The organism is Flavobacterium sp., assembly GCF_004295795.1.
Classification (GTDB): domain Bacteria; phylum Bacteroidota; class Bacteroidia; order Flavobacteriales; family Flavobacteriaceae; genus Flavobacterium.
This window is the reverse complement of sequence record NZ_SEBR01000022.1, coordinates 17,589-31,934: the sequence shown is the minus strand read 5'-3', so window position 1 is coordinate 31,934 and position 14,346 is coordinate 17,589. Positions and strand designations below refer to the sequence as shown.

General features: G+C 47.5%; 10 protein-coding genes. 7 read left to right on the top strand and 3 right to left on the bottom strand.

Annotated elements, in window-relative coordinates:
- Nucleotides 1-51: 51 nt before the first annotated feature.
- Complete coding sequence (locus tag EOO49_RS15775; protein ID WP_290847430.1) at nucleotides 52-1,065, bottom strand: hypothetical protein; 1,014 nt, start codon at nucleotides 1,063-1,065, stop codon at nucleotides 52-54.
- A gap of 320 nt (nucleotides 1,066-1,385) precedes the next feature.
- Here EOO49_RS15775 and EOO49_RS15770 point away from each other — a divergent pair, with 320 nt between their 5' ends.
- The 7 genes from EOO49_RS15770 to EOO49_RS15740 all read left to right on the top strand — a co-directional run bounded on the left by EOO49_RS15770 (nucleotide 1,386) and on the right by EOO49_RS15740 (nucleotide 6,843).
- Nucleotides 1,386-1,562: a hypothetical protein gene (locus tag EOO49_RS15770; RefSeq protein WP_290847428.1), complete on the top strand. Its 177-nt coding sequence runs from the start codon at nucleotides 1,386-1,388 to the stop codon at nucleotides 1,560-1,562.
- Between the two features lie 23 nt (nucleotides 1,563-1,585).
- Nucleotides 1,586-3,295, top strand: a complete 1,710-nt coding sequence (locus EOO49_RS15765; protein WP_290847426.1) for a hypothetical protein — start codon at nucleotides 1,586-1,588, stop codon at nucleotides 3,293-3,295.
- Nucleotides 3,296-3,305: 10 nt separating this feature from the next.
- Entirely contained in the window at nucleotides 3,306-3,977 is a 672-nt protein-coding gene (locus EOO49_RS15760; RefSeq protein ID WP_290847425.1) for a response regulator, read from the top strand.
- The gene (locus EOO49_RS15755; protein ID WP_290847422.1) at nucleotides 3,974-4,789 is read left to right on the top strand and encodes an endonuclease/exonuclease/phosphatase family protein; all 816 of its coding nucleotides are present in this window, start codon (nucleotides 3,974-3,976) and stop codon (nucleotides 4,787-4,789) included. The genes EOO49_RS15760 and EOO49_RS15755 overlap by 4 nt, the downstream gene beginning before the upstream one ends.
- A 47-nt stretch (nucleotides 4,790-4,836) precedes the next feature.
- Complete coding sequence (locus tag EOO49_RS15750; protein WP_290847420.1) at nucleotides 4,837-5,916, top strand: type I restriction endonuclease; 1,080 nt, start codon at nucleotides 4,837-4,839, stop codon at nucleotides 5,914-5,916.
- A 174-nt stretch (nucleotides 5,917-6,090) separates the two neighbouring features.
- The gene (locus tag EOO49_RS15745) at nucleotides 6,091-6,447 is read left to right on the top strand and encodes a hypothetical protein (RefSeq protein ID WP_290847419.1); all 357 of its coding nucleotides are present in this window, start codon (nucleotides 6,091-6,093) and stop codon (nucleotides 6,445-6,447) included.
- 42 nt (nucleotides 6,448-6,489) lie between these two features.
- A complete protein-coding gene (locus tag EOO49_RS15740; protein WP_290847417.1) occupies nucleotides 6,490-6,843 on the top strand; it encodes a hypothetical protein in 354 nt (117 codons plus the stop codon).
- 49 nt (nucleotides 6,844-6,892) lie between these two features.
- Here EOO49_RS15740 and EOO49_RS15735 read toward each other — a convergent pair whose 3' ends face one another.
- Nucleotides 6,893-7,921, bottom strand: a complete 1,029-nt coding sequence (locus EOO49_RS15735; RefSeq protein WP_290847415.1) for a PorP/SprF family type IX secretion system membrane protein — start codon at nucleotides 7,919-7,921, stop codon at nucleotides 6,893-6,895.
- A 9-nt stretch (nucleotides 7,922-7,930) separates the two neighbouring features.
- Entirely contained in the window at nucleotides 7,931-13,276 is a 5,346-nt protein-coding gene (locus EOO49_RS15730; RefSeq protein WP_290847413.1) for a PKD domain-containing protein, read from the bottom strand.
- Nucleotides 13,277-14,346: the final 1,070 nt, after the last annotated feature.

The following is a 14,346-nucleotide window of genomic DNA, read 5'->3' as shown; positions in this document are numbered from 1 at the left end:
GATTTAAAGCGCTCAGAAATGGGCGCTTTTTTTGTGGCCTGAATTCGCGAATCAGTAATCGATCCTGATTTTTCCTTCGCGGACATCTCTCGCGATTGGAGTCGACACGACATGTAAATCACGCGTGCGATCTTGCGGATATTTTCCGGGACGATCGAAAAACTGGTAGCCGTTGTCCCTGATGTACCAATATTTAGGCTTGTCGTTCACGTAGAACGTGGTCGTATCGTAGACCTTGACGCGTCTCATACCAAATTCCTTTTCATCCATTTTGTAGATCGGCATTTCCTGTGATTCGAGTACCTCACCATCGACTGCTATGTAATGATCTGTGTCCCATTGCATGAAATCGCTTTTGGTTAGCACTGGAACCATCAAGATGATTGAAGTTACAAGGAGAATGATTCCGGCGGCGGCAATCCATTTTAATTTCTCAGAAAATACCGTTTTTCGAGTTTTCGATTTCCCATTTTCCTCATTTAATGTTTCTGGATTTCGATTTTTGTCCTTAAGCTTGAACGGTTTTTCAGGCACTAGTTCTGGCTGGTATTCTTCTTTGAACGGCGTTGGATTTTCGATAATTTCTTCAAAAACTTTTTCTTGCCTAAGTGGTTCATCCCTTTCATTAGTTACTTCTGCCCAGCCATTCGGCTGCTCTTCAAAATCTATTTCTGATCCTGGTTTTGGTTGCTGAACTATTGTGAATCCGGAACTTGCATTCGCGAATGTTCTGAAAGGTCTCGGACTTAAACCGACTATAAGTGCAGCAAGATTGAGCATATGCTCGTCGTCTGAACTGACATCTTCTGTAAGTAGCGATTTTATAGGACGGTAATGACGATTTGCGAATCCTTCGATTTTTAGCCTGGCATTATCGCTTTCGCGGATTCCGTAGAATCGATCCAATATCAGGCGATCCTTCTTGTCCAAATCTTCATCCAAAAGCCATAAGGAAACCCTTTTGAAATCTTTGGGCTGAGGATTGACACTCAAGCCAAAGTTCCCATCGGGAGCAGTTCGATATAGACTTTTGATAGCGTTGCGGTAGTCGTCGATAGTAGGCATTCTCGAACAATTTTAAACGTTGACAAACATTCCTGAACAGTTTGAACAGTTTGAACAGCATACCGCAATCAGCTAAAAATCAAGCCATTTATTTGCATCAGGTTTCGTTCCTGCTCGACATGCATCAAGAGCAAATGTACAAAACGATTCCACAAACAGTGACGCCATACGGATCGGAAGATTTATTCCGGGAAGTATAAACCGACCGCTTCGTATAGGCACACTGCACTTCCCGAAAATTCGGCAACGGCCTTTTTAGAACGAGAACCTTTTCGTCTCGCCAAGGCCTTGCTCATCACTAATTTTTTAATACAAAAAAGATGAAAAAAATTTTCATAATGGGATTGCTGGCTATGGCCGGAATCGCGATGACTTCTTGCAGTGCTGACGACGAAACTGCAAAAACAGGAAATGCCAATGTGCAACTCGAAGGCGGAACCGGAGGCGGCAACGGAACGATTCCACCGCCAAAACCTCCGATCAATCCGGGTGGCTAACATAATTTTTATATTTTCGGGGAATGAAACGACTGGTTTTTCATTCCCTGATTTTTTTATTGGTAGTTGCGGCTTTCTTTCAGTGTTCGGATGTACGTATGATAGATGAGTCTGACAAAACTTCTTACAGACAAGGGGTTGACGCGCTTGACAAAGCTGAAAAGTTCAATACCGAAGGTAAATCTGACAGTGCTTTCGTGAATTTCCTCAAGGCAAAAGATTTGTTCATTCTTGCCAAAGACAGTGCGCAGACTGCCTATTCTCTATTGATGACTGCGAACATTCTCAACGGACGAAATGATTACGACGAACTGCAAGCCACGGCTGTCGAAGCATCGAAATATCTGAATCCAAGGCGCGATACGCTTTGGCTTCCAAGCCTTTACAACTACTTGGCGATAAGTTATGCGATGACAGAAGATTTGGATAATGCCGAAAACTACTATCTGAAGGGAAAAAGATATGTTTCAGACCAAGAACAACGGGCGACCATTGACAACAATATCGGTTACGCCAATATCAAGGCGGGCAATTTCGAAAAAGCTTACTCGATTTTCAAAAAGGCGAGTGCCGATTATCACTTCCCGGATTCCGTTTTGATAAAAGCCAAAATTTTGGACAACTTAGGATATGCGGCATTCCGTACAAAACGGGACATCCAAGGAAATCTGATGCAACGCGCATTTGAGCTGCGCAAAAAAAACAATGACCAATACGGACTTATCACGAGCTATATGCATTTGGCCGAAGCCGAATTAGCGTCGGATAGAAATGCGAGCGTTGATAAGGCAGTCCAAGCTGAAAAAATCGCGCTGCGAACCAATTCGCCATCCGATAGACTTGAGGTTTTGAGTTTTTTGATACAAAATGCAAATCCTGAACTTTCTCGCAATTACTCCAAGATTTATGTCCGCATTTCGGATAGTTTGCAAAAAGTCAACCGAAAGGCAAAAAACGCCTTCGCGATGATCAAATACAATTACAAAAAAGCAAATGACGACAGAATAGCTGAGCGCTCCGAAAAAGAACAAGAGCGAATTGCACGAATCGGCTGGACGTTAGTTGCGGTTTTCCTGGTCGCGGCACTCATTTCTTCAATAGTCTATTTCGTCAAACGCACCAAAAGAGTAAGACGGGAAGAATCGCGAAAAGCCACCTACGAAGCCGAAGTAAGATTCTCCAAAACGCTGCATGACGACCTTGCCAACCAAATTCACCGCACGATCGTATTTGCCGAAACCCAAAACCTCGACCAACCCGAAAACAAGGAAACGCTCTTGAGCCGACTCGACCTGATCTATGCCGGAACCCGAAGCGTTTCGCGCGACAACAGCGATGTTCCCGAAGATGCCGATTTCGGGAAACTCATACACGATTTGCTTCAGGAATACAATTCTTCCGAATGCAGCGTGATCATACAAGGACTTTCGAAAGTGAGCTGGCAAAATCTTCCGCACTTCAAACGCATCGAATTCTATCGGATCTTGCAGGAAATCTTGGCCAATATGAGAAAGCACAGTGAGTGTTCTCGCGCGTTTTTTTCCTTTTCGGAAGAAGACAAAAAACTCGTGTTTGAATACAAGGACAACGGCAAAGGACACGATTCGGAAAGCAACAAACGAAAAAATGGCCTGCGGATTATGGAAAACCGTATTTCTGAGCTAAAGGGAAAATCTACATTTGACTCCACGCCCGGAAATGGTTTCGGGGCAAGAATCGAATTTGCGATATAACCCAATGAAAATGTTCAAAAAAATTCTCGTAGCCGAAGACTTTGATGCCTATAATGTCGCCGTTCGCGACGCCTTGAGCACGCTCGATATTTCAGAATCGGCTCACGTAAGCTATTGCGACGACGCGCTGATCAAAATCAAGAAAAGCCTTCAGGACGAAGAACCGTTCGATTTGCTGATCACCGATTTGTCGTTCAAGCCGGATCATCGCGAAATCGTACTCACTTCAGGACAGGAATTGATCGCCGCGGCCATGGAAATCCAGCCTTCGCTAAAGGTGATCGTGTATTCGATTGAAGATCGTCCCAGCCTTGTACAATATTTGTTCGACGAACTGGAAATCGACGGTTATGTGCTGAAAGGACGCGAAAACATTCCGGAAATCCGCAAGGCGGTCGCGAAAATCTACAACGGCTCCCGTTACATTTCACCCGAACTTTCTCACGTCTTGAACAACAAATCGTTGGACGAGATTGATGAAACCGACCGAAAACTTCTCGGATTGCTATCGAAAGGTCTCACCCAGATGCAAATTTCGGACATCTTCAAAACCGACGGCACAAAAGGCGCCAGCACGAGCAGCATTGAAAAACGCATCGCCAGGCTCAAGACGATCTTGCGCGCCGAGAGCAAAAACATCGGGCCGCTTGTCGCGATCGCCAAAGAACTCGGACTGGCATGAGAAAAGTCCTGATTGTCGCTTTTTTGATTTTCTGCGGACAGCTTTTCTCGCAAATCCGCGTGTGCAGCTGGAATTTGTGCGACATGGGAAAATCCAAATCGCAGGCGACGATTGACCTGATTGCCAAAAATCTCAGGGATTTTGACGTGGTCGCGCTTCAGGAAATCGTGGCCGGAAATGGCGGCGCGCAGGCTGTCGCGAAACTTGTCGAAACGCTCAACAGAAGCGGCGCAAAATGGGATTACGTCGTGAGCGATCCAACCGAAGGCACGCGCCAGAAAAAGGAACGTTACGCTTTTTTGTGGAAACCGGCCAAAGTTAGGATCGTCGGGAAAGCCTGGCTTGAAAAATACTATCGGACACAAATCGAGCGCGAACCGTTTTTCGCCACTTTCAGATACGGCCAAAAAGAGTTTACGCTCGTGAATTTCCACGCGATCACCAAGAGAATGCAACCCGAGACCGAGATCAAGCACTTCAGGTTCTTTCCCGAAAGGTATCCGAACCTCAACCTGATTTTCGCAGGTGATTTCAATTGTCCGCAAAGCCATTCGGTTTTCAATCCGATACGTAAAATGGGATTCGAATCGGCCTTTATCGGAACAAAGACCACGTTGAAAATGGCGTGTAAAAACGGCTGCACGGCTTCGGAGTTCGACAATATTTTCTATCGGAAATTGTCCGTAAAAGTGAAATCCAGAGGCGTCGTCGACTTTTATACCGTTTTCGCAAACCTGTCCGATGCCCGCAAAATTTCGGATCATTTGCCGATTTGGGTCGAATTTGATTTATCCGATTACGGAAAACCGTAAAAACTTGGTTTGTAAACGGGTTAGGTTTGAAAAAAAATAACCTGACCATGGATTTCAAAGACCAAATCAAACTGCTGGGCGAACGCGTCACCAAACTCAAATCGCAAGTACAGACCGAGGAAGCGACCAAAAATGCTTTCATTATGCCGTTTATCCGCGAACTCGGCTACGACGTTTTCAACCCGTTCGAAGTCACGCCCGAACTTGTGGCCGATGTAGGCATAAAACAAGGTGAAAAGATCGATTATGCCATCATGAAAGACGGCGAACCGATTATTTTGATCGAGTGCAAACACCACGCGGGTTCGCTCAGCGTGCAGAACGCTTCGCAACTTTTCAGGTATTTCCATACGACGAAAGCCAAATTTTCGATCCTGACAAACGGCATCGAGTACAAATTTTACACCGATCTGGTGGAGCCGAACAAAATGGACGACAAGCCATTTTTCGCGTTCAACATTACTGAAATCAAGGACAACCAGATCGAGGAACTCAAGAAATTTCACAAGGCTTATTACGATTTCAACAACATCGTCAATACGGCCAGCGAGCTCAAATACACTTTCGAGCTCAAGAAATTGATCGATCAGGAATTCATCGAACCGAGTGCCGATTTCGTAAAACACTTCGCCAAACAAGTTTATCCCGGACCGGTCACGGCCAAAGTGCTCGAGCAATTCACGAACCTGACCAAAAAGTCGCTTCACCAATATATTTCGGACATGATCACCGACCGGCTCAAATCGGCTCTGACCAAGGAAGACGAAGCGAACCGCGAACAACAGGAAGCGCTTGTGGAGACCGTCGCGCCAATTGACAATATCGTTACGACCGCCGAAGAACTCGAAGGATTTTTGATCGTGAAAACCATTCTGCGCCAAAAAATCGATGCCTCGAGAATCGCACACCGCGACGCCCAATCGTATTTCGCGATACTGCTCGACGACAACAACCGCAAGACTTTGTGCCGACTTTACCTCAACGGATCGAAGAAATATCTGGCGTTGCTCGACGCATCAAAAAAGGAAGTCAAGCACGAGATTTCGACTTTGGACGACATTTTCGCGCATTCCGAAGCGTTGATCGAAGCAGTGAATATGTACGAACAAAAACCAATTAATTCGTAGCCAAAAACTTACAGCGACCTGTCTGTCAAAGAGGAAACCGAAACGTTTATCGAAAACCGATCCCAAATAGCACATAGTCAACGAGCGTTGTGTTATTTGGGATTTCCAAAAACAAATCGCGACTTCGTCAGTTCCTCACAATCAGGCGAATCCGCAAAGCCACAACAACCGCCAATGAAAACAAAACTACGCTTTAGATTTGCCGTGATTTTACTGTGGATTTTGACCGCGATGGCGTGCAAACAAACCGAACTCGCGCCGTCTGTCGATACTGTGTCCACAGAAACGGAAAGTTCGTCAATACTGCCGTTCGCCGATAGCGAAAAGCCGTCGGACACAAAATCTGACGCACCAGAACCCGATACCTCCGATTCAAAAGTTTGGGTTTGCAAGAGTTCCGGCGCTACCAAATATCATTACAATAAGGATTGTGGCGGGTTGAAACGGTGCACTCACACTATTGAGGAATCTACGGTGAAGGATGCTGAGGCTGTTGGTTTGGGGCGGTGTGCTTATAAGAAGTGTCAGTGAATCGGACAGAAAAAACATTTGCTTTGGCGCCTTCGGGAACGTTTGGCTTTTTATGAATTTGAAGGATTTACAACAGAAAACGAAGTAATTATGGATCAAATTGGCAGTTCGCTTGCCTTCACTGCAATCGCAATTTTAGTGTTTTTCGCGATTTTTCTACTGCTCAGAGAAATCAATTGTTGGTATTGGAAAATCAACCGGAGAATTGAACTTCAGGAGCAAACAAATCAATTGTTGATAAGGATTTTGGAAAACGAATCGGCTTCGAAGCCAGCGAATGAAGTTCCTTCGGGACATACGATTTCTTCCAGTTCAATCGTGAATGAAAACAAAATCAGCTTGAACGAGATGTACAGGCGCAAACGCGAAAATAACGATCCAAAAATGGAACAATAATGTTTGTCTCCAAAAAAAAGCTGCTCCAAAAGAACAGCTTTTTTTGTTTTTACCCCTTGCTATAACCGGCTTCCCCATTGCGCTTGAGCCGAACTTTGTAATTGTCGCACTTGGAACATTCGCGGCTCGATTGCCAAATCAACGTCAGTTCGTGTATGCCGCCTGTTCGGCCGATTCCAGAGGTATTGATGTCGTAAGAGTAACCGAATTTGAACTCCCCGAAATTCACTGTCGCGACAGGATTTACCGATGTAAGCAAGTGGCCGTTGTTGGTTTTGCGCTCAAGGTTCACCGCCGAAAAAACGCCGATCGAAAAACGTCCGTAATCCATTACGGTTCCCAGATCGAAGCGGTTGTACTCCGATTGTCGCATGTAATTTCCCATGAGGATCAAGGTGCTGCCTTCGGGAAGGAAAAACGACGGAAGTCCGCCAAGATCCCAGAAATAGCCACCGTGAACAGACAAAAACATGTTGAGCGGAACATTCCCGTTTTCGGTAAAAGAAATGTCCGGACGGTTCAAGTGCCGAAGCGATACGCCAAACCAAGAGCTTTCGTTATCGGCCAGAATTCCGGCGTTGAGGTCGAAGAATCCGATCTTGTTGTTTCGCATCGCGCCCGGATCGACCGTTGGCCCGTCGATTGCGCCCGTTCCGATGTTGATCTGGTCTTCGAGCAATAGTCCGCCGAAGCCGAAATCCTTGCGCCCGTAACCGGCTTCGATCCCGAATCTGATGTGCCAATCGTAACTCACGTCGACGCGGTAAGAAGCCGCTCCGTTGAGTTTGAAATAATTGTATCCGGTGAAGACCTCGCTGTGGTTTTGGGCGGTCAAGCCGAGTCCGAGTTCATCCGTGGCCAGATTGCTCACGAAAGCATATTGCGTATCGATGCGTCGGTTGTCGTTCGGCCATTGACGACGGTGCGCGATTCCCGCATTCCACGTGTTTGCCGATGCCGTAAATGCCGGGTTCAAAGCTTCTGGAATGTTATAAAATTGCGTGAAGATCGGGTCTTGCGCCCAAATTGCCATCGGCTTAAGCAACAAAAGAAAAAGGTATTTTATGGTATTTGACATGCGGATGGCTTACTTGATTAGTACAAAAGTTCGGGTATCTGTGATGGTTCGTCCGTAAAAAGTCTTGGCCGTGACCTTGCAGTAATAATTGCCGTTTTCGGCCTTGACGCCTTTTATCGTCCCGTCCCATCCTACGAGAACATCGCCCAATTCACTGTAAATCATCGATCCCCACGAATCGTAAATATCGAGTCGGATCGCTTCCAATCGCTTCGAAACCGGACGATAATTGTCATTCATGTTGTCGTTGTTCGGAGTGAATGCCGTCGGAATGGTAAGGAAATAACCATCCTCAACAATAAGCGTGATTGTTTTCGTATACTGACATCCGAAAGGATAAGTCACGGTTTGCACGACGACATAAGAACCCGCATTCACGTAAGTATGCGTCGGACTGATCTCGTTCGAAAAAGTCCCGTCTCCAAAATCCCAGACCACGGTTTGGTAGTCGCCCGTGACCGTACTGTTGAAAGTGACCGGATCTTCCACCGAAAAAATTCCGTAATGTTCGTTCCCGTAAGAATCGGGTTCAAAATCGATGTAACCCAAGACCGGAATATCGACGTTGACCGAATATTGCATCGTACAGCCGCGAGCGTCCGTGGCCGTCAAATTCACGATCCCACTTACGGTTGTATGCATGATCTCGTTGTTGGCTCCCGAAATCGTTCCGCTTGACCATTGCAACTGATACGGAGGCACACCACCCGAAACGCTTGCCACAAAATCCTGGCTCACTTTCCGCGTCTCGCAGTCGAAATCAGTTTGGGTCGTAACGGTAATCGCGATAGGATCCGGACGCAATACCGAATATTGCCCATTGGTAATACAACCTCTGGAATCAGTGACCTGAACCGTGTAATTCCCGTTTGTGAGATTGGTCAGGTCTTCTGATGTACTTCCGTTTGACCACGAATAATTGTAAGGCGGCGTTCCACCTGAAACCAGCAAATCGATCGCGCCTCCGTTCGAGGCATTGCAATCGTCGGCATTGTCGACCAGTGCTGAAAGGACAAGCGGCTGAGGTTCGACGATAACGAAAGTGCGCTGGATTACACAAGGTTTCGAATCTGTGATCGTCACCGAATATGTGCCCGCCACAAGGTTGTTGCGTGTCAAGCCCGCCGGACTTCCGTCGCTCCAGACCAAAGAAATCGGTGCGATTCCGCCGACGAGATTCAGCGCAATGCTTCCGTCCTGTTCGCCATGGCAACTGATTTGCACTACGACAGGATTGATCGTGAAAATCGGGGCTTCCGGGATGTTTATCAAAAGCGATTTTACGCAGCCCAAGGCATCGGTTACGGTAATAATGTAATCGCCAGCGGCCAGATTCGTCTGGTTCAGAATTGTCGCCATGTTACTCCAGGTAAACGTGTAAGGCGCGACGCCACCGCTCAAACTCACTGTCAGATTCGCGTCATTTGCGCCATAACAGGTGATCGTTGTTGCCGTATACGTGATGCTGATTTCCGGATTTTGCGTAATTACGGCCGAAAGCATTGTTTGGCAATTGTTGGCATCTGTCACCGTCAGGTCGTAATTTCCGGCGAAAAGATTGGCGATGTTTTGGTCTGTACTTGTGAAACCGTTCGGACCGATCCAAGAAAATTGATAACCGCTGGGACTCGTCGCGATTTGCGTTCCTCCAACGGCATTCACAGAAAGCGCGCCAGTACCGAATCCGAAACAATCCACATTGGTTTGTGACGAAATCGCAGCCACCAGCGGTTGAGGCTCTGTTATCGTGAACGACATCACTATCGGCGGACAAGCATTTTGATCCGAAACCGTGACTTGGTAAACGCCAGGCGCGAGATTCGTCAAATCCTGACTCGTCGAAAACGGCGCTGTGTCTTTTATCCAGCTGAATGTATAATTCGGCGTTCCTCCTATTATGTTCAGGGAAATCGTTCCGTCCGCGAAGCCGTTGCACGTTACGTTTGTTGCGGTCGTGGCCGAAAATTGCAATTGCGCAGGTTCAGAAATCGTGTACGTATCGCTAAACGGACAACCGCCCGCATCGTTGATCGTGATCGAATATTGGCCCGGCTCGAGGTTGGAAATCGTCGGACTGCTCGAAGTGAAGCCATTCGGGCCGATCCACGAATACAGGTAAGGCGAGCCTGTCGAAAACGGAATTCCGCCTGTCACATTGGTCGCGATCGAAGCGTTATCGGCACCGAAACACAAATTGTCAAGCAAAGTGATGTTCGGATTGATCGCCGGATTCACCGTCACGACAACCTGGAAAGGCAAACCAGGACAATTTCCGGAAAGCGGAATCACGGTGTAAGTCACCGTCGCGGCGGAAACCGTCGTATTGACGAGCGTTTGGCTGATATTCGTCTGCGGAAGCGCTTCTGCCGAACTTCCCGTAACAGATCCGGCCGGAGAAATCGTCGGCGCAAGCCAGGTATAAGTCGTGCCCACAGGAACAATGTCGCTTCCGGAAGAAATCGGCGTGACCATAAAACTTGTCGCGCTGCAAATTACCGCGGTTTGATTTGAAATGATCGGATTTTGGTTGATGGAAATCTGTGCGACATTCGTACTCACACTCGAACAATTGCCCGTCAAATCAGGATAAGTCACCGTCGCGTAATAGTAAAAATCGCCAACGGTAGTGTTGTTTGGCAGATAAGTCGCCGAATTCGCTCCCGTGATGGGATTTCCGCCCGTGTTTGTATTTGAAGCATTTTCGAACCACTGATAATTCGGTGTTCCGATGCCATTTACGACCCCGAAATCCAACGGCGATAGCGATTGTCCGCTACAAATGGTTTGCGATTGCGGCTGATTCGTGATTTGTGGCGCAGGCGAAACCGTAACGGCCGCCACGTCGCTTTGGGCGTTGCAACTCGTGCCCGTCGGCTGGGAAATCAAACAGTAATAATAAAATGTACCCGGCACATTCGTCAACGGATCGAAGTTTGCACTTGTCGCACCCGAAATCGGCGAACCCGTTCCTGTCGCAGTGTTTGACTGGAACCATTGGTATCCGTAATTTGTTCCGATTCCGCCCGAAACGACAACCGAAAGCGTCGTTGGAATCTCGTTCGGGCAAAGCGTTTGCGCCAAATATGGCTGCGTCGTCACCACAGGATCGGCCAAAACCTCCACTTGCGCGATCTGGCTTGTCACAGCCGAACAGCCACTTGAGCTCAATTGAATGGAAACGTAGTAATAATAGATTCCGGCAGTCGTGAAAACCGATGGCGTGAATGTATCGGAATTTGTACCCACAATCGTTCCGCCTGTCGGATTTGGGGAAGAAGTCAAGTACCAAGTGTAAATGGGCGTTCCCGATCCGCCGGTGTACGCGACAGAAAGCGGTGCCGGCAAAGTGCCTCCGACACAAATTTGCTGCGCAGGAATCGGTTCGGCTGAAATCGCTGCACCGACCGTCACTGTAATAGTCGCCACATCGGTTGCGATCGTGGCGCAAGTGCCTGAAATTCCCGAAAACGTGATTTGGGCGTAGTAGTAAAATGTTCCGGCAACAGTCGAATTTGGAGTGTAAGTCGAGTTCGTTTCGCCTAGAATTGCAGTTCCGGTCGTATTTGAATTTGTCGTGTTTGAAAACCATTGATAAGTCGCGTTCCCTTGTCCGTTCGAGGTTGTGAATGTCAACGCCGGAATTGTTCCTCCGACGCAAACCTGGCTCGAAAGTGGCTGCATGTTTACCGATGGCGATGTGTTCACGGTCACAGCCGAAATGGCACTCGTCACCGAACAACCCGAAGTCGACTGACTCACAACACAGTAATAATACGCCGTTCCGACATTCGCCGTCGGTGGATTGTATGTCGAAGTTGTCGCACCCGAAATCGGGTTCCCGCTTGTCGTGTTATTGTTTGTGTTGAAAAACCATTGATACGTGAAACCCACGATTGATCCACCGGTCGCAGCGACGATCAAGGTTTGAGGCGTCGCGTTCTGACACAAAACTTGGGAAGCCACAGGCTGCGTCGTCAGCGTCGGATCTGGCAAAACCTCGATTTGCGCAACTTGGCTCGTTGCATTTCCGCATCCGATTCCCGATAAAGTCGCCACCACATAATAGTAATTGTTTCCGGCAGTATTGATTGCCGATGGCGTGTAAGTGTTTCCGGTCGCGCCCGTGATAAGTGTTCCGCCCGTGTTCGAATTCGTTCCGTTCGAGTACCATTGATAAGTCACCGAGCCCGTTCCGCCGGAAACTGTGGCTGATAAGGCCGAAACCGTTCCGCCGACGCAAATGGTTTGGGAAGCTATCGGCTGCGTCGTAATCTGTGGCAACGGATTGACCGTGATTTGCGCGACTTGGCTTGTCAATGCCGAACATCCGCCAGAACCCAAAGATGCGATTGCGTAATAATAAAGCGTTCCGATCGCGTTGGTTGGCGGCGTAAACGAAGAATTTGTCGCACCTGAGATTGGATTTCCGCCTGTGCTTGCGCCCGTCGTATTCGAATACCATTGATAAGTTGGCGTGGACGAACCCGAATTGATCAAAAGACTCAGGGCGTTGGCGAGACCGTTTTGGCAAATCGTCTGCGATTGCGGTTGCGCCGTGATGTCCGGAGCTGGAGTGACCGTAATTACGATCGTGAACGCAGTTCCGGTGCAAGTTCCTGCCGACGGCGTTACGGTGTAAGTCAAAGTGCCCGTTCCCGAACCTGTGTAAGTTAGCTGTTGCGCCGGAATAAGTGCGCCTATTCCGCTCAATTGTCCGCCTGTGACGCCCGTTGATGGGACACCTGTCCAAGTGTAGTTCGTTCCGGACAAATTCGAAGTCAGGTTGATTGCCGCCGAACTCGTTCCCGAACAAATGGTTTGGTTAGGATTTGCGTTCGTGATAGTAGGCGAAGCGTTTACCACGAAACTTTGGTTCGCGGCCGTGACGCTTCCGCATTCGTTCGAAACCGTGAGTGAAACCGTGTAAGTTCCGGCGGTCAAATATGTGATCGCACCCGGATTTTGAGCCGTGGACGTGCCCGGACTTCCGCCAGGAAAACTCCAACTGTAAATTAAGGCACTGCTTGCCGTTGTAGAACAGGAAGCGACTAACGCTTGCGGACTTATCGTTCCTGATCCGCATAGATTTCCTATTGGGTTTATTGTTGCTGTTGGTGGTTTTTTTACGGTTATGGTTTGGGTTGTCGTTCTCGGGCCACAAGAGTTTGCCATCGTCAATGTGATTGTGTAAATTCCTGACGTCGTAAAATTGAACGATGCGTTGTTGGTTGTTTGAATCGGAATTGGCGTTGCCGATGATCCGCAATAATCTGGAGCGTATGAAACCGACCAAGAAGTTGTCGCCGGATCGCAGAGTCCTGTGACGTTTGTCGTATTTGTTGCTGTGACCGACATTGGCGCACATCCCGAATTATTACTCAGCGTAAATTGAGGAACCAGCGGTGCTTCAATGCAGATGTTATGAGATACCGTGCTAGTTGCGCAGTTATTTTTAAGTGTTAATGTTATGGTATATGTTCCAGGTTGCAGAAATGTAATTGTCGGTGTCATCAAACCGGAGGTCCACGTATTTTGATTGGAAGAATTGTTATTGTTTGAGCCTAATCCAACAGCGCTCCACATGCCGGGATTGCTTGGAGAGATCGTCCAATAAAAAGGAGATGTGCTGCAGGTGGGATTATTGGTTACCACACCGCCGAAATTAGAAGTATTGTTAAGAGTTATCGGAACATTCGTACAAGTCGTTGGCAAAGGATTCGGCGTAAAGTTTGCGGTTGGACTTTGACTAATCGAGATAAGACTTCCGGCTTGAGGCTGAGGACTTGCGCAAGGATTTGTCGTTAATACTGATGGAAGAAATGAGTTATTGTAAATTGTCCCATTCAAATTAACAGTATTTCCACATGACGTAATATTATAAATATGGGTCAAGGTGTAACTATTTGAAGTTGGGGTCGATCCCGATGGAATCCAGCCGCTTGGTATTGGGTCGCCGTGTACATAAGTACTACATGGAGTTCCGTCACCAAAACATATCTGATAACTAGTTCCGTCATTGTTAGTTGTCGGAATTGTCAGAGTGAAATTTGTCGTATGTGGAGAACATCCGCTTGCCTGATTTGCAAAGAGTGACATTGTCGCTGCTTGAGGAGATGAGCCTACGAAAGCTGGGTACGTCTGCGAGATTGTACATCCTATATTCGTTGTCGCCGAAATTGTTACCGTGTAAAAACCGATTGGATAAGTATGTGACTGCGGAGCATTCCAATTGGATTGCGGTACAACTGTCACGGGTGAAGAATCTCCCCAATTTATTGTTATTGATGTTATCGCTGATGGATTTGAAATTGCAAGGGGCAAAGTCACCTCCATAGTCGTGTCTCCCTGATTTATGATGCATCCGTTAAGTTGAAACGGATCAGCGGAGCCAACAGTTACGACTTCAACATTCACAACATCCGTAA

Excerpts from the sequence above, each read along its gene's own strand:
- EOO49_RS15745 (WP_290847419.1), top strand. The coding sequence starts at position 6,091 with ATGAAAACAAAACTACGCTTTAGATTTGCCGTGATTTTACTGTGGATT.
- EOO49_RS15755 (WP_290847422.1), top strand. The coding sequence starts at position 3,974 with ATGAGAAAAGTCCTGATTGTCGCTTTTTTGATTTTCTGCGGACAGCTT.
- EOO49_RS15765 (WP_290847426.1), top strand. The coding sequence starts at position 1,586 with ATGAAACGACTGGTTTTTCATTCCCTGATTTTTTTATTGGTAGTTGCG.
- EOO49_RS15735 (WP_290847415.1), bottom strand. The coding sequence starts at position 7,921 with ATGTCAAATACCATAAAATACCTTTTTCTTTTGTTGCTTAAGCCGATG.
- EOO49_RS15775 (WP_290847430.1), bottom strand. The coding sequence starts at position 1,065 with ATGCCTACTATCGACGACTACCGCAACGCTATCAAAAGTCTATATCGA.
- EOO49_RS15750 (WP_290847420.1), top strand. The coding sequence starts at position 4,837 with ATGGATTTCAAAGACCAAATCAAACTGCTGGGCGAACGCGTCACCAAA.
- EOO49_RS15760 (WP_290847425.1), top strand. The coding sequence starts at position 3,306 with ATGTTCAAAAAAATTCTCGTAGCCGAAGACTTTGATGCCTATAATGTC.
- EOO49_RS15730 (WP_290847413.1), bottom strand. The coding sequence starts at position 13,276 with ATGTCGGTCACAGCAACAAATACGACAAACGTCACAGGACTCTGCGAT.
- EOO49_RS15770 (WP_290847428.1), top strand. The coding sequence starts at position 1,386 with ATGAAAAAAATTTTCATAATGGGATTGCTGGCTATGGCCGGAATCGCG.